At 44.5% G+C, this 26,087-nt stretch carries 23 protein-coding genes; 13 read left to right on the top strand and 10 right to left on the bottom strand.

The window, feature by feature from the left end:
* Position 1 precedes the first annotated feature (1 nt).
* From Enr17x_RS28420 to Enr17x_RS28430, 3 genes are all read right to left on the bottom strand, one after another.
* Positions 2 to 979 carry an L-threonylcarbamoyladenylate synthase gene (locus Enr17x_RS28420; protein WP_145313627.1) on the bottom strand — a complete coding sequence of 326 codons (978 nt, stop codon included), beginning with the start codon at positions 977 to 979 and terminating at the stop codon, positions 2 to 4.
* A gap of 211 nt (positions 980 to 1,190) precedes the next feature.
* Positions 1,191 to 3,155 (bottom strand): S41 family peptidase, encoded by a 1,965-nt coding sequence (locus tag Enr17x_RS28425; RefSeq protein WP_145313629.1) that lies wholly within the window; start codon positions 3,153 to 3,155, stop codon positions 1,191 to 1,193.
* 133 nt (positions 3,156 to 3,288) lie between these two features.
* Entirely contained in the window at positions 3,289 to 3,513 is a 225-nt protein-coding gene (locus Enr17x_RS28430; protein ID WP_145313631.1) for a carbon storage regulator, read from the bottom strand.
* A 717-nt stretch (positions 3,514 to 4,230) separates the two neighbouring features.
* Here Enr17x_RS28430 and Enr17x_RS28435 point away from each other — a divergent pair.
* Complete coding sequence (locus Enr17x_RS28435; RefSeq protein ID WP_145313633.1) at positions 4,231 to 5,880, top strand: hypothetical protein; 1,650 nt, start codon at positions 4,231 to 4,233, stop codon at positions 5,878 to 5,880.
* A 164-nt stretch (positions 5,881 to 6,044) separates the two neighbouring features.
* Positions 6,045 to 6,887 carry an adenosylcobinamide-GDP ribazoletransferase gene (locus tag Enr17x_RS28440; protein WP_145313635.1) on the top strand — a complete coding sequence of 281 codons (843 nt, stop codon included), beginning with the start codon at positions 6,045 to 6,047 and terminating at the stop codon, positions 6,885 to 6,887.
* 14 nt (positions 6,888 to 6,901) lie between these two features.
* On the opposite strand, the gene Enr17x_RS28445 is transcribed toward Enr17x_RS28440, so the two are convergent.
* Complete coding sequence (locus Enr17x_RS28445; RefSeq protein ID WP_145313637.1) at positions 6,902 to 7,579, bottom strand: class I SAM-dependent methyltransferase; 678 nt, start codon at positions 7,577 to 7,579, stop codon at positions 6,902 to 6,904.
* A gap of 1,182 nt (positions 7,580 to 8,761) precedes the next feature.
* On the opposite strand from Enr17x_RS28445, the gene Enr17x_RS28450 reads away from it, so the two are divergent.
* From Enr17x_RS28450 to Enr17x_RS28475, 6 genes are all read left to right on the top strand, one after another.
* A complete protein-coding gene (locus Enr17x_RS28450; RefSeq protein ID WP_145313640.1) occupies positions 8,762 to 9,175 on the top strand; it encodes an ExbD/TolR family protein in 414 nt (137 codons plus the stop codon).
* Positions 9,176 to 9,180: 5 nt separating this feature from the next.
* Positions 9,181 to 11,424: a prenyltransferase/squalene oxidase repeat-containing protein gene (locus tag Enr17x_RS28455; protein WP_145313641.1), complete on the top strand. Its 2,244-nt coding sequence runs from the start codon at positions 9,181 to 9,183 to the stop codon at positions 11,422 to 11,424.
* A 157-nt stretch (positions 11,425 to 11,581) separates the two neighbouring features.
* Entirely contained in the window at positions 11,582 to 13,096 is a 1,515-nt protein-coding gene (locus tag Enr17x_RS28460) for a carboxypeptidase M32 (RefSeq protein WP_145313643.1), read from the top strand.
* A gap of 47 nt (positions 13,097 to 13,143) precedes the next feature.
* On the top strand, positions 13,144 to 13,710 hold the full coding sequence (locus tag Enr17x_RS28465) for a TlpA family protein disulfide reductase (RefSeq protein WP_145313645.1): 567 nt from the start codon (positions 13,144 to 13,146) through the stop codon (positions 13,708 to 13,710).
* A gap of 77 nt (positions 13,711 to 13,787) precedes the next feature.
* Entirely contained in the window at positions 13,788 to 14,606 is an 819-nt protein-coding gene (locus tag Enr17x_RS28470) for an alpha/beta fold hydrolase (protein ID WP_145313647.1), read from the top strand.
* A gap of 101 nt (positions 14,607 to 14,707) precedes the next feature.
* Positions 14,708 to 15,088, top strand: coding sequence for a rhodanese-like domain-containing protein (locus Enr17x_RS28475; RefSeq protein ID WP_145313649.1), 381 nt, complete (start codon positions 14,708 to 14,710; stop codon positions 15,086 to 15,088).
* Positions 15,089 to 15,209: 121 nt separating this feature from the next.
* Here Enr17x_RS28475 and Enr17x_RS29815 read toward each other — a convergent pair whose 3' ends face one another.
* The 3 genes from Enr17x_RS29815 to Enr17x_RS28485 form a co-directional block, all read right to left on the bottom strand.
* Positions 15,210 to 15,374, bottom strand: coding sequence for a hypothetical protein (locus Enr17x_RS29815; protein WP_198000850.1), 165 nt, complete (start codon positions 15,372 to 15,374; stop codon positions 15,210 to 15,212).
* Positions 15,355 to 16,227: a hypothetical protein gene (locus Enr17x_RS28480; RefSeq protein ID WP_145313651.1), complete on the bottom strand. Its 873-nt coding sequence runs from the start codon at positions 16,225 to 16,227 to the stop codon at positions 15,355 to 15,357. Before Enr17x_RS28480 ends, Enr17x_RS29815 begins: the two co-directional genes overlap by 20 nt.
* 78 nt (positions 16,228 to 16,305) lie before the next feature.
* A complete protein-coding gene (locus tag Enr17x_RS28485; protein ID WP_145313653.1) occupies positions 16,306 to 16,986 on the bottom strand; it encodes a hypothetical protein in 681 nt (226 codons plus the stop codon).
* A gap of 805 nt (positions 16,987 to 17,791) precedes the next feature.
* Here Enr17x_RS28485 and Enr17x_RS28490 point away from each other — a divergent pair.
* The 3 genes from Enr17x_RS28490 (at position 17,792) to Enr17x_RS28500 (ending at position 21,008) form a co-directional block, all read left to right on the top strand.
* Positions 17,792 to 18,442 (top strand): STAS domain-containing protein, encoded by a 651-nt coding sequence (locus tag Enr17x_RS28490; protein WP_145313655.1) that lies wholly within the window; start codon positions 17,792 to 17,794, stop codon positions 18,440 to 18,442.
* A 75-nt stretch (positions 18,443 to 18,517) separates the two neighbouring features.
* Complete coding sequence (locus Enr17x_RS28495; protein WP_145313657.1) at positions 18,518 to 19,759, top strand: GspE/PulE family protein; 1,242 nt, start codon at positions 18,518 to 18,520, stop codon at positions 19,757 to 19,759.
* Positions 19,760 to 20,012: 253 nt separating this feature from the next.
* Positions 20,013 to 21,008, top strand: coding sequence for a hypothetical protein (locus tag Enr17x_RS28500; RefSeq protein WP_145313659.1), 996 nt, complete (start codon positions 20,013 to 20,015; stop codon positions 21,006 to 21,008).
* 319 nt (positions 21,009 to 21,327) lie between these two features.
* Here Enr17x_RS28500 and Enr17x_RS28505 read toward each other — a convergent pair whose 3' ends face one another.
* The 3 genes from Enr17x_RS28505 to Enr17x_RS28515 form a co-directional block, all read right to left on the bottom strand.
* On the bottom strand, positions 21,328 to 22,134 hold the full coding sequence (locus tag Enr17x_RS28505) for a hypothetical protein (RefSeq protein WP_145313661.1): 807 nt from the start codon (positions 22,132 to 22,134) through the stop codon (positions 21,328 to 21,330).
* 16 nt (positions 22,135 to 22,150) lie between these two features.
* On the bottom strand, positions 22,151 to 23,404 hold the full coding sequence (locus Enr17x_RS28510) for a sulfatase-like hydrolase/transferase (RefSeq protein ID WP_232100891.1): 1,254 nt from the start codon (positions 23,402 to 23,404) through the stop codon (positions 22,151 to 22,153).
* Positions 23,405 to 23,598: 194 nt separating this feature from the next.
* A complete protein-coding gene (locus tag Enr17x_RS28515; protein WP_145313665.1) occupies positions 23,599 to 24,261 on the bottom strand; it encodes a transaldolase family protein in 663 nt (220 codons plus the stop codon).
* 224 nt (positions 24,262 to 24,485) lie between these two features.
* On the opposite strand from Enr17x_RS28515, the gene Enr17x_RS28520 reads away from it, so the two are divergent.
* Together Enr17x_RS28520 and Enr17x_RS28525 are read left to right on the top strand one after the other, a co-directional pair.
* A complete protein-coding gene (locus Enr17x_RS28520; RefSeq protein ID WP_145313667.1) occupies positions 24,486 to 25,334 on the top strand; it encodes a sugar phosphate isomerase family in 849 nt (282 codons plus the stop codon).
* A gap of 39 nt (positions 25,335 to 25,373) precedes the next feature.
* A complete protein-coding gene (locus Enr17x_RS28525; RefSeq protein ID WP_145313669.1) occupies positions 25,374 to 26,084 on the top strand; it encodes a PIG-L deacetylase family protein in 711 nt (236 codons plus the stop codon).
* The last annotated feature ends 3 nt before the right edge of the window (positions 26,085 to 26,087 follow it).

Consider the following 26,087-nt stretch of genomic DNA (forward strand, 5'->3'; position numbering starts at 1 on the left):
ATCAAGACACTGCAGCGCGTTCCAATCGATTATTGATCGTTCTCCCTAATCCATTTTCCGGCATGCGTAACGCAATAATCTGATCGACGCCTGCTGCATCCAGATTTCTTAATGCGGTAAATAATCTTGCTGCAGCAATCTTTAAATCACCGGCAGGAGACAGGATCTCCTGAGCCGAGAACTGATGTCCTTTTAAAAATGTCTCCTCGAGCGGGAATAAACTCAGTAATCCCTTGCGTCCATCCGTTGGTACATCATTGAGTTGATCAGCGATCATTAAACGTGTTCGTGGCGCATAGTGTTTTGGCAGCATTCCGGGACTGAGGTGTGAGTTACTTTCTGCATAATCTTCGATCTGCGCAAGCCTGACAGGGCCAACACATTGTTCAATCTCTTCAAGCGAAATTCCCCCTGGTCTAAGTAAAACAGGAATCTCGCCAGTACATTGAATGACAGTAGACTCTACGCCTACTGTACATGCCCCTCCATCTAGGATGAGTTTGATCTCATTTCCCAGTTGCTCAGCCACATGACTGGCCTGAGTCGGACTTAGACAGCCAAATTTATTTGCACTGGGAGCTGCAATTGGGAGTTCTGACGCTACCAGTAACTGTTGTGCGATGGGATGAGCTGGAATACGAATGGCTACCGAATCTAATCCTGAGGTAACCAGATCAGGAATTCGTTTTCTTTTGGGCAAGACCAGTGTCAGTGGACCTGGCCAAAACTGTTCAGCGAGTTTTTCTGCCTGTTCCGATAATCCGTATGTGAGCTCATCCAGTTGCTTGATATGGGATATATGTACAATCAAGGGATCGAAGTGAGGTCTTTGCTTAACTTCAAAAATTCGGGCAACGGCTTCGGGGTTCAGCGCATTTGCTCCCAAGCCATAGACCGTCTCTGTTGCAAAAGCAACCACTTCTCCCTGTCGAATCAGATCGGCTCCGGCTCTAATATTCTGTGTAATCTCGCAATTCATCTTAAGTCTTTAAATCATCTTTGATTAAATGTACCATGATTTTTCTGTACCGATCATAACCCGGTATGAATCAAAAAGACTCTCGCATCATACTCGTCTTGATACCCGGGGCAACCGGTAAAGCACATTGCCTTGTATCAGACCAGATAGAATACGAGAGTCTTGATTTTATCAGGAACGAGTAAATACTCGATTCACAAAGGAGTTGAAATTAACCTGAAAATTGAAATCGGACTGGATTTCCCTGCTGACGTGCTGGCAAATTGTTTACAAGTTCCCCAGGTCTTTGGCTTAAAATGGCACTGACACCTGCTTTAAGGTCTCGATCCAGCGGGCCAATTTCTTCCAGTTCCCGTTCGGACATGTTGACTTGAACATCAGGAGTGACTCCTGCACCGGCCATTTCACGACCAGTAGGCGAATAAAATTTGGCAGTCGTTAACCAGAAAGTTCCTGAAACGGATTGAAGAGGAAAGTGTGTCTGAACTGTTCCTTTGCCATAAGTCTTCCTGCCGATAATCAAACCACGTCGGTTTTCCTGTACAGCGGCTGCAAATATTTCACTGGCACTGGCACTGTCACCGTCCACTAACACAACAAGAGGCATTTTCCAGGTTTGTGCATGAGTGGCTGACTCAACAGAATTATCGCCTTGGTTTCGCCCCCGGGTAGAAACAATTTGACCAGATGGAACAAATCGATTCGAGATCGAAATTGCTTCGGTGAGTAAACCTCCTGGGTTTCCACGTAAATCAAATACCAGAGACTTCATACCTTGACGATGCAGGTTCCACAAAGCCTGGTCCAATTCCTGAACGGCCCCTTCACCAAATTTCTCCAATCGAATCAAGCCGATTTTCTGTTGTGCATCAACCATTTTTACTTCACTGATGTTTGTAATACGAATAGATTGACGGCTGAGATTCACTATGGCATCTCTGTCTCCCCTGCGAACATCGAGGGAAACACTGGAACCAGCGGGTCCAGTAATCAAGCTTGCCACTTCATCCAGAGATAGCCCCCTGAACGACCGTTGATTGGCTCCTACAATCACATCTCCACGCTGTAACCCTGCTTTTTCCGCAGATCCGCCTTTGAGGGTTCGCAAGATCACAGCTCCTTCGCGATGCGTCTTCAATTGTACTCCCACTCCCACAATGTTATTACCTCCTGCATCAACACGAGGCCCTGACATACTGGGGGTAAATTCGAAACGGGAATGCTTATCGAGCGCTTCTAACGAACCATATGTGAACTCAGAAATGACCGCAGTAGCTGGCAGTTGCAGCTGACTTCCTGCAATATCAGCTGCCTGACGCATCACCGTTACCGCTTCTTGAGCATTTCGCGCGGGATTCTGGTTCATCAATTGCTGCCAACTTCTTTGTGCCATTTGAATCCGTTCAGGAGATACTGAAATACGATTAACACTCATAAACTGCTGATTCTCGACAGCAATTATCAGGTTCTGTAGTGATTTTTTTGTCCGCACATCATAGGAAGGAGGTTGAACATGGCGCGAGTCAATCATTCGATTCACTTCCAGATAAAAAGAATAGGCTCTTTGCGAATCAAGATTCTGTAGTGTCGTAACTACAGAAGGGCTTGAGTATCGCTGTGATATTTTATTCCTCAATTCCTGATTCGGATCAACTGGAGTTTGATTGGGAAATCTAGTCTCATATCGATCTCGATCATATTGTGGTAAAGATCGCTGACGTAATTCCCGAATTAACTCTCTTAGTTTCTGGCTATCATAGTCATCTTCAAAAGAATCCCGGTTTTGGCGCTTGGGAGACGAGTAGGGTCTTTCTCTTGAATCGTTTTCATATCGGTTTCGAGGACGATCATACTGCTGATCGTTTCCATATAACAATTTTTCTAATCTTGCCTGGTAATCATCCGCTCCTGACTCCTCTCTTACTGGTCGCTGCCGCTGATGGCGCCGCTCTCTGGAGTATGCTGGGGGAAACAGGTCTTCAAGTGAGTGATTATTATTTTGATCGTATGAGCGACGGTTATGATTATCCTGATATGATTGATACTCATCAGCATGCGCAAGTGTGGTGCATCCAGACAGAAAAACAGCGGTCATCAGTATGACCATTCCCCATACAAAAAGACGAGCTGAATTTATGGTTTCGTTTTGACTAATTTTAAATTGTGATCGGTTCATGATCCCCTCCGAAATAAGTCGCCTGGCGACTCTTAAGTCCGGCTCATCAACTTCCTTTGTGATGGCTTAACGGAAACTGTTGAATGAAAATAATTAACGGCACACATAATATGTCCCGTCGTACTTTTAGTTATTAAGCACACTGAGCATTTAGTGTCTGTTCGGTTTGAGTTGCGGTCGCAGAATCCATCACATCAGATTTGCTCTCTTCCTCAATGAGTTCACCTCGAACCACGCGAACGTGTTCAGGAGCATCGATCCCGATTTTGATGGCCCCTTTGCCCGTTTTCAAAATCTTAATCACAATATTGTCACCAATTTGAATGACTTCATCCCGTTTTCTTGTTAAAACTAACATCACAAAATCTCCTTTTATTGCTGACCACCAATATTCATTCTCAACCAAAGTCATATTGATGTCATCTTGTTATTGATAAGTGGCTGAATCAGATACATAGCATTCGGTGTGCCAATCAAGATCCAGAATTCTCTACATCGTCCTATATCCTTATATATCAATGCCTATTGTCTTATCGACTACATTCTCAGGACCCTAAACATCAATGCGGTGAGTGTAACATTGACAACATGCTGGTAAACGCCCCCAAAATTACAATGGATCAAACAATTACACGTCCATTTTATGATTACACTTTATTGATTCCAGACCACCAAATAACCGTCAGACTCAACGCAAAACGGCGACTCGCCCGCAGACAACCCAGTCTAACAATTAACTCAACACCTTCTACAGAAAAGCTATATTCTCATTTCGATGACACTGTTTGAATTCGTAACGATGGCTGCTGCCTTGAGCATGCTCTTGACGTAAATCACAAAACCTGTAAACTTCGCCGCCTGGGATGGGGGGATTACAGTTAGATGTTGCCTGACTAAGGTTGTACTACTCCCCCATTAACAGCAAATCAGATCTTAAAAGATGCGTCTGCTATCAAAACGGGCCTCAAGTACCAGTCATCGTTTGATGACCATCCTGTTATCAAAGTCAACAGAGTGTCGTCATGGAAGACATTGGTTAATCAAGCCGTAGAATTCACGAGAAAGGATTGTGTGAATGTATTCCCGCTCCAGCCACACTACTTGGAATCAAAAAAAACGTAAGGGCTTCTTGCCCTGGACCTCAAATCATTTCATTGCACTTATGGTTTTGGGGGTCACAACAACCTGTTTCAGCATCAGTGCTCCCGCACAATCTTCCAATGACAACAACAGCAAGTTGGTAAACGACCTGCTACGTCTGTTGGAAAAATCGGAATTAGCAACACGGGATCGGGAATATAAGCCTTCAGGCTTGGATCTTCCACCAACACCTCAGTTGAACACTTCACGAATCAACGTTAATGAAGTGAAAGACATTCTAGAAAAATTCTCTGCAGACAGCTCTGCTCTGGCAATCAGCCTGAACCGAGTTATGTACCAAGTACCTGGAGTCAGAGAGTATATGGCTGACGTTCTTAAAGTGAGAGCACGGTCATCAATTCTGGCAGATAGAATTCGTCGCGATAGCGACTTAAATATGATCGCCGCAGAATATGGTGAGATTGATCAATTGTGGAGAGTGGTCTCACTTCAGTTAGAGCAAGTACGAGGCTTGGATCGAAACTCGAAAAATTTGATCGCAAGCATGAATGAGTCTGATCGTAAATTAGGCAACCTGTTACAAACTGGTCCTCAACTAAAACGAACAGAACTCTTAAGACAAACCTCTGCTCTTGCAAATGCACTGAGCATTTTAGTTCAAGATATTGAAATTGAACTCTCTCGTGAACCCAAAAGATATGAACTGGTTCGAGAGGGACAACAGGTTGAGCAAAGAATGGTGCAGGTCTCTAACCTGATCATTGATCGGCAGAGTTATGATGCCATCAAACGCGAATATCTGGCTTTTCGTGATTCCTGGAATTCATTTGCCACACATTTACGCCCCTATCATAACCGAATCCTAAACCGCGGAATCCAAAGAGTGGTTCAACAGGATCGGTCGATTCAAGAGCTGCTTTGGTTACCGCAGGATGGTGCCAATCTCCAGGAAATTGCTCATTTGACTGAATCACTCAAACGAGATGTTGACGAATTTTTTCGCAGAGCAACACTTCGACTCCTGATCAGTTTACCCCCCGCAAACTACATCTCTACTTCAGATGAATTTTACGGAACGGTAGAAAACCTGATTGACACAGTCAATCACAACGAATCAACCAGTGATTTAATCACTTCATTTACTTACATAGAACAGTCTTGGAAAGATTTTTCAGCCCTATTCCACACGGTGGAAAGCCCGGCAGCCCTACAACTGCTGGACAAAGTGGATAATTCAATCAACGCACTGCGTGTTGCACTGCGAATTGAACAACCATCTGACACTATTGATCTGGCCAAGCTCGTTGTATCACTGGAAACACAAAGTACACAGCTTTCCATCATTGCCGAACAATGGCTATCAACAGAATCACCTTCTTTTAGACGATCAACACAAAATGCGATCCGAGAATTTTCGGATACTGCCCACGAACTCCATCGCATTCTTTTAGCACAACCTGTTTCGATGGCGCTCATCCGCACCAAGAGTTCCGAGCTTTTCGAACGCTGGTTCCAAGTACATGATAAAATATCTCGATGCGAAACTCGTGAAAAATATCAGCTGCAGGAAGCTGCTGTTCGTATCACGCAAATGTTGATGGATTTGCGTTACGCAACAAAGTAAGAAAGATTGTGCCAAAGTAATTTCAAGGCCCTCAGTTTTGAGGGCCTTGTTCTTGCGCAATACAAAACTCAACAGGTTTATATTGAATTCAATCTACTATTATCATTTAATGCAAAGAGATTTATTTAGAGATTCACATCAGTCGAGGACAAATCGGGCCTAAAATGAATGCTTCTAGTCCTTTGGAAGACGATCCACAATACAGTCAATCTAATCCATCCGATCAAAACGTGACCGATTGGGTCGATTACATTATGGCTTATTTTGTTGCAATTCAGCGTTACCTGCGAATTACTTTTGTGCCACTCCACACTGATCGCAAAGAAGCAATTGAAAAACGAAGCACGCAGTTTTTACCTTTAGCGGGCTTTAGCTTAGGCCTAATTCTAACTTTAATGCTGGCTCTTACCCAATTCATTTGGCCTTTGGGAATCGCCGTTCTCTTAGTTGGCTCGATAGAATTGATATTGTTTAGAACTTTTGTTCCTGAATCAATTCCTCAATGCCGAGAACTTCTAATCTCTAAAAAAACAGCTTCTGCGTCTGGGAATATTTTTGTTCTGACAATCGTTTTCATGTTGTTACGCGTGGGGCTGTTCTACCAACTTCTCGCTGAATCCATATCATTACTTACCCCCTGCATTCTGATTTTGATTTCGATTTCATTGGGTACCTGGATCATCCCTTTTTCTATCAGCGTTGCTGTATCACACGATGAAACGGCGAGATGGATCAACCCCAACCGCCCTTTGACCAAGAAGCAATTATGCTATGGTAGTTTATTTTTAATTCCGTTATTCCTGTTGGGAACATGGGCCTCATTGGGATATTTAGCACCTGCACTGATCGCTACTGCACTGCTGACATACTGGATCATGAGGAAGCTCGAAGATCACGATGTCGAAGTGACAGACACACACATCGAAGGCCTTGCGGCACTCTTTCAGGTGGTCTTTCTATTAGTCTGTTCGATCGATTTTTCGTTTCTCAAACAATTATCCAGTTAATTTTCACAGCATGTTCAGCGAGGATTAATATCCCTCTGCCTCAACTCTGCCCGCATTAAACCGCGATTAAATTCTCTGAGTTCTTTTAATTTAAAACCTTGGTTTTCCAGCATCTCCGCGGGATCAAGGAGTTTCTGAGTTTGAAGCTGTGCTACGAATTTAAAAAAAAGATACATCATCTTCACCCATGCCAGTGCCCGGATACGTTGAATGATACCACCAGAAATCTGAAAATCAGCATATAGCCAGACCGCGTTTGTTTTACATGAGGCTGCTATTTTCAAGATACACTTATTGAGCAAAGGCTTGTCAAACACATCCAGAAAGAAATTCGTTACAACCAAATCATAATTTTGATCAGGCATTTCCTGGACTGATAAATCACAAAGGTGAAACTGCACTCGACTAGGCGCGTCTTTAGAAAACCTCTGCACACGTTTTTGTGCTAATTCCAACATTGTCTGACTGGAGTCAATGTAATGAATTTGTTCACAGTCAGATTGTTGAATCAGTTCCAGCAAGAATTGACCATTCCCCTCACCCACTAATGCAATTTTTTTCACGGGGGGTAAGTTTGAAATGAACGCAGTCCTGCAACGTTGCATCTGCTTGTTAAAGACGATTTTTTCCAGTCGTTCAAAATAAGGAGCGACTCGATTGAAATTCATGCCATCATGCTCAAAAAAATCCATGGGGTGAATAATGCCAAATCAGCTAGAACAGGTTTCAACTGTCGGCTGACAAGACAAAGATCAATAATCAGCAGTAAGACAGAACTTGCAAGCAGAGACAATTCGAATACCGGAAACCGATTCATGAAAATCGCGGTGCAACAAACTATTATCTGGATAGCGATAAACCACGTCAGCAGGGACTGAAATCGATGAATCCAATCTGGGCGCCTGGTAAAAAAAGTTACTTCTCCCACCTGCTGATCTGAGAGAAATTCACAGCGAGAAATCAAAAGACAATTCAAACTACACAAACACGAAAAGCAAACAAAAGTCCAGACAAAATAGAAACTCCAGTCAGTAACTTGAATCAGAACAAAAAAGTGTGTCGCAGAGGAAAAAAACAAACCAACCAACAGTTCTCTGGGGAGCAAGCCTCTTGCCAGATTGGGAAAATAAAAACAGCATAGGTAATAGAGTGACAGCAACGCCAGTAAACAAACGCCCCAAATAATTTCGGTTCTGCCCAAATTGAGCCCCAGATAGAGAATGGAATAAACTGCAACCAGCCCCCAGACACACATCAAAGGTTTGAAATGCATTGAAGTAAACAGATGACGGGGAGCCGTACAAGGCTTAACTGGCGTTCGAATGCTATCCAGTAATCGATCCCCTGCATAAGATAACCAGGTAACACTAAATAACACGAGATACTGTTGGAAACCAATCCTGCTGGAGAAGACTGTAGACAGACACCATAGCCAGATGACTCCCACAAATGGAGCATCAAGGCTCAACGAATTGACGAGCAAAAGCGTCTGTTCAAGAAATCCTCTAGTCCCACTTCCGGAAAGTGAATTGACAGGCGGGCAGGAAATGCTGGTTGCATCTGTACGTTCAACGGTTCTGAATGGCATTTCACTTAACACCTGATTAATAAAGAACTTTTGATTGAATTCATCTCTGGTTATTCCTGACGATCCTGTAAAACATCACGACAGGCTCGTGGAATCAATCATGAAAGTCAACCAGATTCTCAAGCTATTGTGGTATAATGTACTGAAATTTAGCTAAGGCTGGGTCAGATTCAGATGTTGAACCAGATACAAGTCTTCGAATAGAGTATAATCACTAATCAATGTTTCGCCAAAAGTAGAGTAGGCTGTTAGTCAGACTGCTTTCGTCCCTATCAGGAATGCAATCATGCCGTTAAAAACGGGTACTGTCGAAGAGCCAAAACTCGATTTAACACCTATGATCGATATTGTCTTTCTACTGATTATTTTTTTTATGGTCGGCACGCAATTCACTGAAATGGAACGACAATATGATATTAAGCTCCCCACTGTCACTGATGCAAAACCGCTTACCAACCTGCCTGACGATATTATTGTAAATGTTCAGCAGAATGGAGATATTACTCTGAATGGAGAAAAGAAAAACCTGGAAGAGCTGGAATCCACATTAGCTACTGCAAAAGAAAATTTTCCAGGCCAGTCTGTCGTGATCAGGGGGGATTCAACTGGTCCTTATCAGAACGTGATGAATATCCTTGAGATTTGTCACCGGGTCAAAATACGTTCTGTCTCTTTGGCAAATCGATTGAGAGACGAATAAACAACATGACCGATCGAATTCATAATTTAATAGAAAGAATTCTCGCTGGTCGCGATATTTCATTCGACCAGGTCTTATGGGGCATATTAATCCTGGCCGCCATTTTTGCATCGATTCATTTGCTTTCGATGCTCGTGACCCGCTGGGGAGACAGTAATGCCTCGTCGAAAGCGCTGCTTTTTTCAATCATAGTCCATCTATCTTTATCATTGGGAGTTGTAACTTTCTGGCCTGATTACGCCCCTAAATCATTGGCTAAAAGTAAACCCGATCAGGACAACATTGAAATTAAACAAATCCTGGCCGAGAGCACTGAAACCATAAAAAATAAGCAAACAGGAAATACTCCCGTTTGGGAAAAACTCTCGACTCCTGAAAAACAAGAATTATCTCGAATTGATTTGACCCGGCCGGAATTTTCACCTTTGATGGCCCCTCCTGAAAAAGAACGGCCTCAGGAAATTTCCGAAATGCCGATGCCAGACGTTGTCTCCAAAACCGATCTGCCCATCACTCCTTCCAAAGTGGAGGTTCAGAGTACGAGCCAAAAGCGGATTCAGGCTCAGGCGCCGCTTGAAATTACTGACGTCACTGCCGAGTCTCGTGCGGAAGTCTCTGTACCTTCGACGTCAAAAGTACGCAGCAAAATGATACGCACCGGGCAAGCCAACCAGAAAATTGAACGTCAATCGGCCCAAGGAGCCGTAGATCGAATTCAACCCACATTTAGTAACGAACAAAAAACGCTTGCTTTGAATGCGCAAACTGATCCTAAATCAACACTGGAACGCAATGCTGCAGAAAATATGATTCGCAAGCGAACCGGCCCTGCCCCTTCAAGTCTGAAAATGGAGACGACGGGTGTTGAGTCCACAACCTCTGCTGAAGCCAGTGCGAATGTCGCGCCCACTGAACCACGGTTCACAAGAAGAAAATCTCGCACCATGCGTTCCATTTCAGAGGGAAACATTCGACGCTCTGCACCAGAAACACCAGCAGGCAAGGCGAATCCCAACACCGAACGTCTCTTGGCAGACCGCAGTCGTCTTCCTCTCACAATCAATCGCGAGGGATTGCGACCGGATGCATCTCGTCCTAATTTTAATGCAGTTGCCAATCGCACAAAAGCAAATATTCCAGCGACGTATCGATTGAGAAATTTATCAAAACGGAAAGAAATTGCTCAAAAATTTGGCGGAACAGAAGAGTCTGAGAGGGCAGTCGAATTAAGTTTAAAATGGTTGGCAACCCACCAGGAGCAGGCTGGTTTCTGGGACGCAGATCGATATGGGGCAGGCAAAGTCAGAATCGACGAACAGGGAATCGACCGACGCAATGCCGGAGCTCGGGCTGATGCGGGATTAACTGCTTTGTCAATCCTGGCTTTTCTGGGCGCAGGATACACGCAGGAAGAAGGTCAATATTCTGATAACATTAATCGTGCGATTCAATGGATGATTAATCAACAACGCCCCAATGGTTTTCTTGGTGGAGAGGCAACACACTATGCTCGCATGTACTCACACGCTATGGCAACCTACTCTCTTGCCGAAGCCTATGGATTACAAAGTAATCCAAAATCCAACCCCAAACTCCGAGAAGCGGTTGCACGTGCGGTGGCCTATATCGTAGAAAACCAGAACCCCTATGATGGTGGTTGGCGATACGTCAAAGGTCAAAAAAGCGATATGAGCATGTTTGGCTGGCAATTGATGGCTTTAAAAAGTGCAGAAATTGCAGGAATCCCGATTCCCTCGGAGACAAAGCAATTGATGGTGAAATTCCTGAAAGAGCGAAGTCTTGGGAAAAACAATGGTTTAGCAACATACCGTATGGTTGAACCATCAACTCCGCCTACTCCTGCGATGACTGCCGAATCATTATTTTGCAAGCAAATACTAGGAATCAGAAGAGATAACCCTTCCTGTACCGAAGCAGTCGAGTTTATCTCTGAACGTCCACCGCGTCGTGCAGAATATAATCTATATTATTGGTATTATGGAACATTAGCCATGTATCAATACGGTGGTAATCCGTGGCGAGAATGGAATGAAGACCTGCGTGAGTTATTAATTTCCGAACAGGTAATGCATGGCCCCAATGCCGGAAGCTGGAACCCGCGTCCGCCGTGGGGACCATATGGGGGGCGGCTTTACTCAACAACACTGAGTACTCTCTGTCTGGAAGTTTACTATCGTTTTCTACCGCTCTACCAGATGGGAGGCCGGTATGATGATGCCTCTCGGTAATCTTTGGCGGATTGGCTAAACCACTAATCTGACCATCTGCTTCTTTGAAAAATCAATCTCATCTGGTTGTGACTATGTCTCACTTTAAGATGAATATTAAGCTTACCTCATTTAAGCCAATTCGAATCAGGCTATTTTGTATAGAAAGAATTAATCGATGCATGCTTCGCCCCAAGCATATGAAGAACTAATCACGCGACTCAAAAAAACCGCTTTATTGTCATCCTGTTCTGCCGTCCTGGAATGGGATGAGCAAACTTATCTCCCTCCTGCTGGAGCAGAGCACCGGGCCAACCAACTTGCATTAATGGCAGGAATCATTCACGAGCAGACTACTAATCCTGAAATTAGAAATTTGCTTCAGGAACTGGAAGAAAACTCAAATTTTGCTGAAGACTCGCTCGAACAGGCGAATATCAGAGAAGCTCGTCATGAATATGATCGGGCAACAAAACTTCCACGTCGTCTGGTCGAAGAACTCTCAAGAGTTGCAACGCTTTCACACCATGCCTGGGTAGACGCCAGAAAAGCAAACCAGTTTCACGATTTTCTGCCATGGCTCAAACAAATGATCGACCTGAAACGAGAAGAGGCTGCTGCCATCGGTTATGAAGGAGGTCAAGCCTATGATGCCTTACTTGATGGATATGAACCTGGGACAACATCTGAGATGATTGAGCAAGCGTTTGTGCCTCTGCGGAATGAACTAGTGGCTTTAGTATCGGAGATTAAAGATTCTGGTATCACACCCGACATTTCGATTTTGACACGAAAGTATCCTATTGAAAAACAACGCGAATTCAGCATTACTGCAGCAGAAAAAATCGGATTTGATTTTAATGCCGGACGGTTGGATATCGCAGCTCACCCTTTTTGCAGTGGATTCGGTCCCGGAGATTGTCGGCTCACAACACGGTATGACGAACACCACTTTCCCGGTGCCTTCTTTGGAACCCTGCATGAAGCCGGACATGGAATTTATGAGCAAGGACTGAATCAGGAAGATTTTGGGACCCCTGTGGGTAGTTTCACTTCGTTGGGGATTCATGAATCACAATCAAGAATGTGGGAAAATCTGGTTGGACGAAGCCGCGCGTTCTGGAATCACTTTTATCAACCTGCACAAACACAGTTTCCCGAAGCTCTATCCAATGTAAAGCAGGAAGAGTTTTATCGTGCAATTAATGATGTGCGTCCTTCTTTCATACGTGTCGAAGCAGACGAAGTGACTTATAACCTGCATATCATGCTGCGTTTTGAATTGGAAAAGTCACTGATTTCAGGTGATTTGGACCCAGCGGCTTTAGAAGCTGTCTGGAATGAAAAGTTCTTCGAGTATTTTGGAATCATTCCTGACACACCAGCCAATGGATGCCTGCAGGACGTTCATTGGAGTGCCGGACTAATTGGCTATTTCCCGACTTATGCCTTGGGAAATATGTATGCCGCACATTTCTATAATGCAGCTGAGAAAGAATTAGGAGATCTCAATTCATTGATTACTAAGGGAGAATTTACTCCTCTTAAAGAATGGTTAAACCAAAACATACACAAACGAGGCAAATTATTCAGAGCGAATCAACTAGTAAAAGTCGTTACAGGAGAATCGCTCTCTCATGAACCTTTGATTGACCAGTTACAGAATAAATATAGTGAACTCTATAATCTATAATGCAATATCCTCTTTTGAAATAAACGCGTTTTTCAGAAAGAACTTTCATGGCCAATCAAAGTATGAAAAAAGATTTTCTATTGGCACTGGTACTGGTGGTTGCTGGTACAATTATTTTTACGGTGTTGTTTGGCTTTCGTCTGCAAACACCTCCACTAGAGGAAAGTGGTGGTCGTGCACAGCTGAAAGTGGGGGAGATTGCCCCTCCAATTCAAGCCGCTGGCTGGGTGAATGGCAATCCTGTCCAGAACCAGAGTTTGAAGGGGAAAGTGATTGTCGTTGATGCCTGGGCAACCTGGTGTGGCCCTTGCCGGCAACAAGCACCACATATCGTCAAGACCTACCAGAAATTTAAAGATCAGAAAGTCGCGTTTGTTGGTCTCACTTCCGATGGAGAAGACCTGCTGCCAGAAATTCGAGAGTGGCTGAAAGAAACGGGTATTTCCTGGCCAAACGGCTATGGCGCAATTGAATCGCTGATTGCATTCAAAGCAGATACAATCCCTCAAGTCTGGGTCATCGGCACAGATGGCAGAGTTGTATGGAACGTGGACTCAGAATTGACAGAATCTTTAGAAGAGGGGATCAGCCGGGCTTTAAAACAAGCAGAGTAATTTTGAACCACACAACATCGTCTTACTGATGCTCGCTTATAGAAATAATCCTCTAGATCTTGAGATGATAAGGAACAATGATGGGCCAAAATCTGATTCATCTGACTGTGAATGGAATCGAAATGCGCGTATTCGTTGAAGGTTCCGGCTCTCCCCTGCTCCTTGTGCATGGATTTCCTCTCAATCATCGGATGTGGCAATCGCAAATTGAATATTTTAAGAATGAGTTCACCGTCATCGCCCCGGATTTACGAGGCTTCGGAGCAACAGAAATCACGCGTGGAACGGTTACCATGAAGCAGCATGCCGAAGATTTAAACATGCTCTTGAATGAACTGAATCTCGAAGAACGTGTTCTTTTTTGTGGGCTGTCAATGGGAGGATATATTGCCTGGGAATTCTGGAAACATTTCCCAGAGCGTCTGCGTGCGTTGATTCTTTGCGATACACGTGCTACCTCAGATACAGAGGAAGGAATCAACAATCGATTGAAAATGGTTGATCTTGTGCTGAAACATGGACCAGAATCGATTTCCTCATCTATGATTCCGAATTTAATCAGCGAAGCTTCCCAACGAAATCACCCTGACATTGCAAAAAATATGATTCAAATGATTGAATCAACTGATCGAGAAGGGATTGCCGCCAGCCAGCGAGGCATGGCAGAACGGGAAGATTATTCATCGGAAATCGGTGGTATCCAAGTTCCCACCTTATGCATTGTCGGCAGTGAAGATCAATTGACTCCTCCCGAAGTGATGAAAAATATGAGTACTCAAATACCCAACTCAAAATATACCGAAATACCTGGCGTTGGCCATATGGCCCCCATGGAAGCACCTGCTGAAGTAAATCAGGAAATACACCAGTTTCTTATGTCTTGCGATCAGAGTTAACTTTCATTAGAACATTGCTGCTTTCATAAATCTTGTTTTTGATTTCTTAAAACAACATCAAACAAAACGATCAGACCTGAGATAGATACAAAGGATGAAATATGGCTAAAAATCACTCTCAACGTTTCCTGGAAATCGTTGACGATGCAAAAACGCGAGTTCTTGAATGTACCATTCATGATGTCAAAACACGAACAGAACAAGGAGAAGAGTTCCTGCTGATTGATGTGCGAGAAGATCATGAATTCGGCGCAGGCAGAATACCCGGAGCGAAGCATCTTAGCAAAGGGGTCATTGAACGCGATGTAGAGCAGTTAATCCCGGACACTTCGACACTCTTGATACTCTACTGTGGTGGTGGATTTCGTTCCGCTCTGGCAGCAGACAATCTGCAAAAAATGGGGTACACGCAAGTAATCTCTATGGATGGAGGATACAGTGGGTGGAAAGCCGCGGGTTACGAAATTGAAACCGAGTCATAACCATGGCTGCTCAACAGTAAGGTAAGAGTATAAGTAGTGGCTTCCCTTAAACTCCTCAATAAAAAAGCACTGTATCTTACTCAGATACAGTGCTTATTTTTTATCAAACTGCGGAAGCGAACTATCCGCCCAGCTCCCAATTATAGCTGCCTAATTCCAGTACGAGGAACACGATCCCTAAGGTCAAGGCCATTAAGGAAACGAACAGTAATCCTACATAAACATTCGGGCCACCCGATTCTCCTGCGGCAGCTTTCCCTTTTGATTTAGAGCTTCGAGTTGACATGGTCACCTTTCTCAATCACACCATTCTTAGCGGCGTCTATAACAGTCCCGACAGCTTTATCAGGATCTACATATACAAGTTCTATCTTTCCGAGGTACTTGGGCCGATTCCCATTCTCTTTCGTACCAAAACGATAAACGAATAATTGATGGCCTTTACTGAGACCATCATCACTTCCCAGTGACACTTCGACAAACTTGGTACCATTTCGTTTATCTTTTTTCGTATTGATAATCAAACCTTCTACTGCGGGTGGCGGTGATTGCATACCAGCAATAGCAGGATCTTTGGGATCAATTCCCAGGTTAGCAACGATTTTATTCAAATACTTAAGCTCGTCCAGAACCGTATTGTGTTTGGCAACCAGATTCTTTTCGCGGATCGATTGAGTGAAGACCGTATCTTCCAGATTTTTTATCTTGCCTCGTAACGAGTTGACTGTATCATGCAGCGTTTTATTCACAACTCGCTGTCGATCTGACTCCTGTCGTCGAAATTTGGCTTCTTCGCCAGTCGTTTCAGCCTGGGCTACTGCAGTGTCTCTTTCAGCACGTACCGTTTCCAACTGACTCTGATTGGTCTTGAATTGCTTCTGCAGAGCGTCATTTGCGACTTTCTCTGTTTGCGCCTGACTAAGTGCGTCATTAATTTCCTGAGTTGCTTTTGTTTTATAGTTACTATACTCAGACTCTAGTTCGTTCATGCTTTTTTGCAGACTGGCTACATTGTCCTGAAGTTTCTGACTCTTTGCGCGCCAATTGCTCTGAGCTGTATAAACAGCTCCTGCAAAGCCCATGAAACAGACACTGAGCACTACTTGAACGACGACCAGTACTTTGCCGACAAACGACATCTAATCGCTCCTGATACTAATTTGAACTGACAAGTTGGTTGTATTTTGATTTCATCTAAATTCGGAATTTGGAATCGATCACTTTTTAGTGGCTACCTTCGGCGGATTGGAATCGTCAACCGCTTTCTCCAGTGACTCTTTTTGTCTCTGTAGACGCTGTACTTTCCCTTCGATTCTGGCAATATAGTCACGTAGCGTTTTTTGTTGTTCTTGTGTTAAATATTTCTCGTTACGTATTTCCTCAATCTGATCCTGCAGACGAAATACATCAGCCCTGCGTTCAGAGGCTTCCTGATTGACTTCTAAGGTCTGTTGGCTGATCTTGATGCCTTCATTCGCAAGTTGCGCAATTGCCATATCCAGTGCTGAAATTTTTGCATTCAAATCTGCGGCTTTTAAATCCATGGCTTCGCGATCAAGCTGGTTGATCCTGGTCCAATTCTCAATCGCCTTTTGCAACGGGGGAATCGATTTTGTTAACTGATCGATCTTTTCATTCTGTTTTCGAATTTTATCCTTTTGTGCGGCTACTATTACTTTTGCTAAAACAGGGGACGATGAGACCTGCTCACCACCTCTTCTAGTTTTAACAGACCAGGTTGGATTTTCTCCCGGCTGAAGTTCAAATAAATAGTCCGTCATTGATTCCGCTTCTTTTTCCCAATTAGGGCCTCCAACAGAACTGACTGCGGCAAATCCCATAAAAGCGATGCTAGTAAAAAGCACTAGCACTAACAGGATTTTACTGAAACGGGTCATTGATGCATTCCTGGATTTGATATAGAGAGGCAAATCGGCTCTATGGGTATCTATTTCTTATTTTATTATGCGTTAACTTTTGACTTTTATCTATTCACTTCATTCTTGCGAGAATAGAAGATGTGAGATTTTTGAAAAACTCCGGTTCAGAGATTTGATGACTCTCGCCTTATGATCCCGGCATTTCAGCTGAGACCTCTTCAAAGTGAGAGTAATTCGCACCAATGTGATACCTGAAATACTACCGGCAACCTGTGCGCAAACACAACCTATTTTATGAAATCGGTCATTTCCTAATTATAATTACGCCTAAAAACCATAGTCAAACTGAATTTCAGCTAACTGTTTGGTATTTAACTGTTTGACCTTTGTAACTTGGTTGGTAGACACAATCCCTACCTCCAGAAAATTTGACATAACATCAACTCTATCCCAATCATTAAATACAGGTTTCCAGTAATTTTCTGAAGGTGGTGCTGGATCTCGAGATAACAAGCATGGTAGCTTGCACCGTAAAAAAGTGGTCAATTGAACCCTTGTTTGATGCCGGTGTATAAAGAAGATTATCTGTATTTATTAACTTGCGATGAAGCAAACCTGTTTCACTGGAAATACTTATTAAATCCCGTACTTTGGTCCGAATTGAGATAGGTAAAATCAGACTGCATTGGTATTTTGAAAGTAAGTTTAGAGATTTATTGCTAAATGAAAGCGATAAATTTTATGTCAGTATTCGCTACTGAAACACTGAGCTAAAGTAGGGCCTCCCGATACCCGTGTATCGAGATTAGTTGGAGATTGGTTTATGGCTACTGAAGAAGTTCCTTATCACATTACCGCCGTCAACAACCATCTCAAGGTTCAACTTCTCCCGGAACTGAATGATTCTGCATGGACTGATCTGGAAACACTGGGAGACTCTTTATTACTGGAACTCAAAGATCAGAAAAACCCATCGGTCATCATCGATTTAACAGCACTCACCTATATCAGTAGTTCACTGGTTGCCGTTGTAATTCAAGTCTGGAAGCTGGTTGACGAACAGGATGGAAAAACGGCGATTCTCAATACCAGCGACATGGTCGAAGAAGTCCTTAATATATCCGGCCTCAAAAAAGTGTGGTGTATCGTTCCGACTGAAAAAGAAGCGATCACCTACTTAAACCAGGCATTAAAAGAAGAGCGAATTGAACGTCGGCGCACATTTTCGATGCCCATTTTGCTGGGGATCGTGGCCCTGCTATCTGCTGCCGCCTGTTTCACGCTCTATATCAGTGACTCGCTTACTCTAAATCCGAAAATCACTTTGATCGCTACGATTTCGTTTTCTGTAGCGGGAATCCTGCTGGGAGCGACGGCCCTGAAAGATCGCAGAAAAAATTTGCGAATCATGGGATGGGTGGTGCTTTTCTGCAGTCTTATTCTGGGGGGGATTGGTCTTTTCAAGATGATTTAAGAGCAATCGATCTCTTTTTCCAGTTAATATGAATTCTACTAGGGAACTATTGTTAGGACAGAAAGAATCAATTTCATGTCAGACAAGCCAGCAAATATGGAAAATAAAAAAGAAGGGCGCCAGCAGGCTCTACAGGCAGAACTTAGAGAACTGGTTGATGTTGTAGGCCCGGGGCCACTTGTCGATCTGTTGATGGAACGAGCATTTCAGTTACAGGCAACCGACATCCACTTAGACCCGCTTGAGAATGGGCTTCGGCTTCGCTTGAGAGTGGACGGCATGCTGCATGATATTATACAGCTTCCCAAAGAGGCGGCAGCATCCGTGATCTCTCGACTCAAGTTGGCTGCCAATATGGATATTACCGAACGGCGGCTTGCTCAGGATGGTCATATTAACAATGAAACACTTCAAAACCGCCGCGATATACGTGTAGGATCCGGGCCAACCATTCATGGCGAGCGATTAGTTTTGAGACTGATGCCCGATCACAAACGTTTCACAGAGTTTAGTGAGTTAGGACTGAGCTCCCCTCAAACTACTGAAATTACTAAATATTGCAGTGCTCCCTACGGAATGATCCTGAGTGTTGGTCCAGTCGGTTCAGGTAAGAGTACGACAATCTACAGTTGTCTGGACTACCTGAACCAGCCGGAAATGAGTCTCGCCACAATTGAAGACCCGGTTGAGCGCAGAATTGAGGGAGTGAATCAGATCCAGATTGACCCCAAAATTGGTTTTAGCTTTGCTGAAGCATTAAGAGGAGTTTTACGTCAGGATCCAAATGTGATTATGGTAGGGGAAATCCGTGACTCTGAAACAGCCCATATTGCAGTCAGAGCAGGGCTCACCGGAATCCGAGTCCTTTCGACACTGCACTCTAATGATGCCGTCGCAGCGATTGATGTCTTCAGAGAATTTGGAATTCCGTCTATGTTCATCACAGACAGTCTGCAGGGAATTATTTCTCAGCGCCTGGTAAGATGCATCTGCGAAAAATGCCGCACACCTCTTCAGCCCGATGCTGGCGCCTGCGAATACCTGGGAATTAGTCCAGACCAATTATCAGAGTATAAAATCGCCCATGGAGAAGGTTGCGAACACTGCTTCCAAACTGGTTACCTCGGTCGAACTGGAATTTTTGAAACGTTGGGAATCCGGGGAGAATTACGGGATGCAATCCTCACCGGTGCTTCACAGTCTGAAATCCTGAAACTGGCATCAGAACTTGGAATGACTACAATGGAAGAGTCAGGAAAAGCTAAGGTATTACAGGGAGTTACGACTGTCCAAGAGCTTCATCGCGTTCTGGTTTAATACGGGATCTGAAAACCACCTGTCAGATTTCCTCTACCTCAGGAAGCCTCTATCAAGCCCTTTAGCTTTCTGTACACCATGTTTTAGTTTTTCATTTTAACGGCCGGTTTGTCGACGATCTATTTGTTCTTGGGAAAAAAGAATTCAATTACTGTAGATTCCGTATATAATCGAACGTATGTAATAATATAAAGAAGACCTGTCGGGCCATCCTCATTACCGCGTCATATGGTTGGATGCTGGATCGTGCCTCATGAAATTGAAGAAATCAGAACTACCTGGTAAAGCTGTCTCTCAAACGCTCCAGACCGGTTCTTCCCTATCGGCGACGATTTCTATGTCGAATCAAATCAAGCCCGCTGTTCAAATCATATCGGATTCATTTCAAGCAACCCGATTCAAAGAACGGGATTCATCCACACAGTCCGGTACAGATTCAAAGGAAGTTGAGGAACCGACCCTTTCTCCCAAAGAACGAATTATGCTTTGTCTGGCCAGCTTTATGGCAACGGGATATCTGGTTTCATTCCTGTTTCACTCCACACTCCTGACGGTTATGGCGATTGTCATTGTTGGTGGAATTCAGGGAAATGATGACTTCTCAACACTGGCCAGTCTCGATGATGAAGACAGTTTTGCCTTAAATGGACCACTAGACACTCGCATCGAAGAAGAAGCCGGAGGTAAAACAACGGAATTTAATGTTCTGCAACCGGTCAAAACCATGACTGGAGAGAATGAATCGACCCTGAAAGAAATTGAAGCAGACGTCTCTGCACACCTTGGCAAAGGTGAAGGAGAAGCAGATGGAGACGGAACGGGAGCAGGGGGTGGTGAATTCAAATTTAAGCCAATGGGAAATGCCGTTACTGTTGGAAGCTTCACCGCCTGGACTGTCCCCAAAGATCCAGATCTCAATGAAGACTATCTGATTATTATTCAAGTCAAGCTGCCTTACACTTATAAATCAAGCCGATATCGCGCTTCGGACCTTTCAGGGCTTGTCGTCGGAACCGATAATCACCGCCAGGCGATCCCCTGGGATGTTAGATGGCCGAACTCCACTTTTACTTCGAACGCGAATGGTGAAATCAGGCCGGTAGCCAAAAAAGATTACTTGCCAGTCAAGAATCGAGTCTCGCAATTGATCGTTAAGGTCCCTGGCTCGAAGATCCCAGCTACACGCGACACGATCAAGCTTCAGTCAAAAGTTCTCAAAGAAAAGCATACCCTGGAGATTATTTTTTAAATGGAACTTCGATTATCGCTCTTCCGACAACTCTCCTTTAACGGCTGAAATCCAACCTTTCTGATAAATCTCTCCAAAGCTGGCCCAATGGGCGGGATCATCTGTTAAATTTCCCGGGCAACAAGGGCAGGGCAGATTTGGTTGTTCGGGGAAAGCAGGCGGCGCATTTATTTCAGGTGACAACCACATCGCGTCACATTCATCACAGAGAATCACAGCGTCCCCTGCCTTGTTGCAGATGCGAACTCCCAGGCTTCCCTGTTCACAAAAAGGGCAAGTTCCCACATAAAACATACGATCAAATCCTGCCTTGGTAAACTTATAACGGAAACGCAGTAATGACGCTGGTCCCTTCCAGAACCAATCGAATTTTATAAGCGGCTGGCTTTCCCTGCTGATTTCCAACCTGCCCACCAACAAACCCAATCTGTCGCCTCATATCTACGGTATAGACGACTCGTTTCCCCTCTTTTTTTACCTGAACGTTCCTGCCACCTTTGAGTGCCTGAAGATACGCTTCGTCGATCAATGCCAGGACTTTTTTCCTCTCCCCATTTCCGATAAAAACACCATGTTTACCCGGACGATTTGGCTGATCTTCTGCATGCCGCATAATATGAATTAAGCGATGTTTTTCCCTGCTGCCTGGACCATATTTTAGACCAGCAACAGACTCCCAGACTTTGCCACCCAGATCGCGCAGCTGCCCCAATTCGGGCTGCGATTTGCCAGTGGTTTTGGAAGCTTCTACTGGTGGTGGTCTGTTCGAATTCGCAGGGGTCTGTTTTGTTTTAGCAGGAGAGGAATTAGCCGTTTGTATCCTGGTTGATACATCATTGGGTGCTGGCTGATTCGGTTGAGTTGCCGGATGGTCAATCTGGTCCTGCTTATCCGATAGTGGTCGATCGGCCTGTTTTAAAGGGGGAAGCGTGTTTTGACCAGTCAATTCTCCTGAATGGGAGCCCGATTCCTGTTTCGACCCCAATTTAACTTGATGATCCGTCTCCTGCTTCTGCGTCTGTTGCCATTGCATTCCAAAATAAATCGCTAGAAAAACAATTATCGCGATTGTCCAGCTTGAGGATCGCGCGTTTGTCCCCGATGTTTTTAGATCTGGCTGATTCATTCTGAGAATCTCATTTCTATTCAGAGAGTGATTTCTGATAACGATTATAAATCTCTGTCAGATGTTTCACCTTCTCTGGGTTTTTCGTAGCAAGATTATGCTTTTCACCTAAATCTTTAGAGAGGTCGACCAGAAATAGTTGATCGGCTTTCGTTAGTTTCCCTTGCTGGCTGGTATCACGCGGGTTTCCTAATAATTTCCAATTCCCTTCACGAACGGCCCAGCTCTTACCGATCTGCCAATAAAAATCAGCATGCGGGCTTTGTGCCTGTTTTGAATCAATGACCGCTTTCAGACTTTTCCCATCCAGCCGGCGTTGGGGCAGAGTAGCTCCCGTTAATTCGGCAATCGTTGGCAACCAGTCACAGCCTGTAGACAGTTGATGACGCTCTTCACCCTCGGCAATCGTTCCAGGCCAGGAGATCATCGCGGGAACACGAATCCCGCCTTCGAATAAGCTGAATTTTGCACCACGATACGGCCCGGCACTTCCGCCTCCTCCAAAGGTTCGTTCTTCTTGGGAATGACCATGATCAGATTGAAAAATCACAATGGTATTTTCGCGAAGTTGACATTCATCAAGCGTTTTCAAAACTGCGCCAATGCAATCATCCATCGTTGAAACAAAGGCTGCATACTTGTCACGAGGAGAGGGTAGATGGGCATATTGCTTGCGCCATTGATCGGTTCCCTGCAGCGGATAGTGTGGTACGTTGATTGCCCAATAGAGAAAAAATGGTTTGTCTCGAGATGCTTTGATATAGTCCTGGCACTGCTGCACCATTAAATTGGGGAAAAATTTTCCATCTCGCCAGATCTCTTTTCCGTTTTCCCAGAGGTCGTGTCGATTGGGACCGTTCCAGTAAAAGAAATGTGAATAGTTATCGATACACCCCCCCATATGACCAAAGGAAGTATCAAAACCTTGTCCATTCGGCATCGTTTCGGGAGTATACCCCAAATGCCATTTTCCCACATGTGCTGTTTGATATCCTGCCAGCTTCATCATTTCGGCAATCGTAACCTGTTCTGCAGGCATTCCTTCTTTCCCGTGTTTCGAAGATACATTGCCCGGTACTCCCGCACGTCGAGGGAAACGCCCTGTCAATAAACCTGCGCGAGAAGGAGAACAAACTGGTGCAGCAGCATAAAACTGGGTAAATCGAATTCCCCGCTTGGCGATTGAATCCATGTGAGGCGTGATCAGGTCTTTCGCGCCATAACAATTCAGGTCAACCGAGCCTTGATCATCCGTAAAGATGATGATCACATTCGGTTGCTTCGAAGGCGCTGCCTCAACTCCACTGCTGTAGAACAAAATTATGCAGAAAAATGTCGCTAAGACGCACAAGAGAGAACAGCTTTGCACAGATCTGATCTTTTTTTCGCAACTGGTCAACATACTGTATCCTGTTTTTTATGTGAAAAGTGGGCGGAATGAGAAACGATAGCAAATCGCAGCCATTAGCTTTTGGGAGTCGCATCCCATGCGCTCTGGAAGACTTTTTCACCATGAACGGTATATGGGTTTTGCATACTCTCCTGATACACGGTGAGTCCTGCGGTCACACAATGCGCACCAGCAAGTGCTGCATCTGCCATTTGCCGACCATTGCGAATTGCCGCTGCGATGATCTCAGAATCATATTCATGTCGTTCCAGCATCTCGGCAACTTCCAGAATAAACGTCGCGGTCGAATCACCGTATGTTTCTTTCCATCCAATGAAAGGACTGATAAAAGACGCACCGGCACGAGCAGCATGCCAGGCTTGTGCAACAGAAAATATTAATGTCGCATTCGTTCGAATTCCCCGTTTGGTCAGTTCACGAATTGCTTTAAACCCATCTTCACTGGCGCCGACTTTAATGACAAAATTGGGAGACATTTTGGAAAGCAACAGACCCTGTTCCACTATCTGTTCCCAATCAGTGATATGCGGGTCAACTTCCACACTGACCGGTTTTTCGGTACCAGCAAACAACTCCGCAATTTCTTCAATCACTTTTAAAAAAGGCTTGCCTGAATTTTTCACATGTTTCGGGTTCGTTGTGAGTCCATCCAGGTCCCAATATTCTAAGCTGTGTTTGATTTCATCGGTGATAGCACTATCCAGAAACAATTTCATTGTGACTTCCTTTAGTCAAGATATTATGACTTTAAAAACGCGTGCGTCGATCTTGAGCGTGAACTCAGCAAAGAACCTTAAAAGTTCAATGCCTGTATTATTAATTCATCTATTTTCAATATACGATGTAGACATTTTGTATTATGCTAGAGCACGAATCTTCAATGCTGCTTGAATTCGATCAGCATTAAATCATGCCTCAAAGTAGAAGTACTCTCAACACCATGCCAACTCAATTTCCCGATTATCTGAAAATCACTCGTGAGAATTTAGCAAAAGATACAGCCGTCAATCTAACCATTGTCAAAGACATGCCAGATGTCGCTCAACATATGGCAACAGCAATACTGGGAATTATTGAAGCGGCAAAACAAAAGGGACATCCTGCGACACTGATTGTTCCCGTCGGCCCTGTTGACCAATATCCTATTCTGGCCGAAATGCTGAATGAAAGGCAATACTCGATTCGAGACGTCATGCTAATTAATATGGACGAGTATCTGACAAACGATGATCAATGGGTCGACATCTCCCATCCACTCAGCTTCCGTGGCTATATGAACCGCAAGTTTTATGATTTATTGAATCCAGATCTAGCGCCCTTACCGGAAAATCGTATCTGCCCTGATCCCGATAACGTCGGCGCGATTCAACAATTGATTGATCAACGGGGCGGTGTCGACGCCTGTTTTGGAGGAATTGGCATTAACGGGCATATCGCTTTTAATGAGCCTCCGGAATCAGAAGAGAACGTTTCTGTTGACGAATTCGCATCGCTCCCGACTCGAAACCTGGACTTAACCCGCGAAACAAGAACGATCAATTCCGTCACTGTTGGTGGCGAAATTTCAATTATTCCCTGGCGTGCCGTGACCATCGGTATGAAAGAAATCCTGGGAGCGCGAGAACAGCATTTTTACTGCAATCGTATCTGGCAGAGTTCCGTCGCTCGGAGAGTCCTGCATGGTCCGATCACCAGTGCCTGTCCGGCCTCGCTATTAAGAACACACTCGAATGTCTCTCTGACGGTTGCTGATTATGTGGCTGAACTGCCAGACATTCGACTTCGCTAGTTTCCACTTTGTTCCTTTACTATTGAATTCTTCCAAATAATGAAACTCAATTTCGAACAAGAACGCCTGCTGGCAGTCGTCGCTCATCCTGATGACGCAGAACTGTTGTGCGCGGGAACTTTAGCACGAGCTCACCAGCAAGGAGCAGCTGTTGGAATTTGCGTACTTTGCCAGGGAGATAAAGGGCAGCCTGACCCTCCGATTCAGAATTTGGCCGAGGTTCGTCGGCAGGAGATGCATTCGGCCGCAAGGTTATTGGGCGCAGATCTCTTTTTCGGTAAAAATCCAGACGGTGCGCTGTTTGATAGTTTAGAGCAACGTCGGCAGTTGACAGAAATCATTCGGCAATTTTCCCCAACTCTCGTACTGGCGCATTCCCAATCAGACTATCACGCTGATCATCGAGCCGCGTCAGTCATCACGGAAGCAGCAACCTGGTTTAGTGCCTCTGCAGGTAACCAGACACAATCACCGGCATTAAAACAACCGCCTGCACTCTGGTGGATGGATACCGTGAATATGGCGCAATTTGAACCACATTTCCTGATTGATGTCAGTGAGTACGTCGATACAAAACTGGCGATGCTTGACTGCCATCAAAGCCAACTGCAACGTGGCAAAGACACCAGTTTTTCGCCTCTACAAGATTTGATGCTTCAGCAATGTACTGCCCGGGGAGCTCAATCTGGTGTTTCCGCCGCAGAAGCCTTTCAAAGCCATACCGCCTGGAAACGTTGTACTGCCTGGTAAATA

Source organism: Gimesia fumaroli, assembly GCF_007754425.1.
Lineage (GTDB): Bacteria > Planctomycetota > Planctomycetia > Planctomycetales > Planctomycetaceae > Gimesia > Gimesia fumaroli.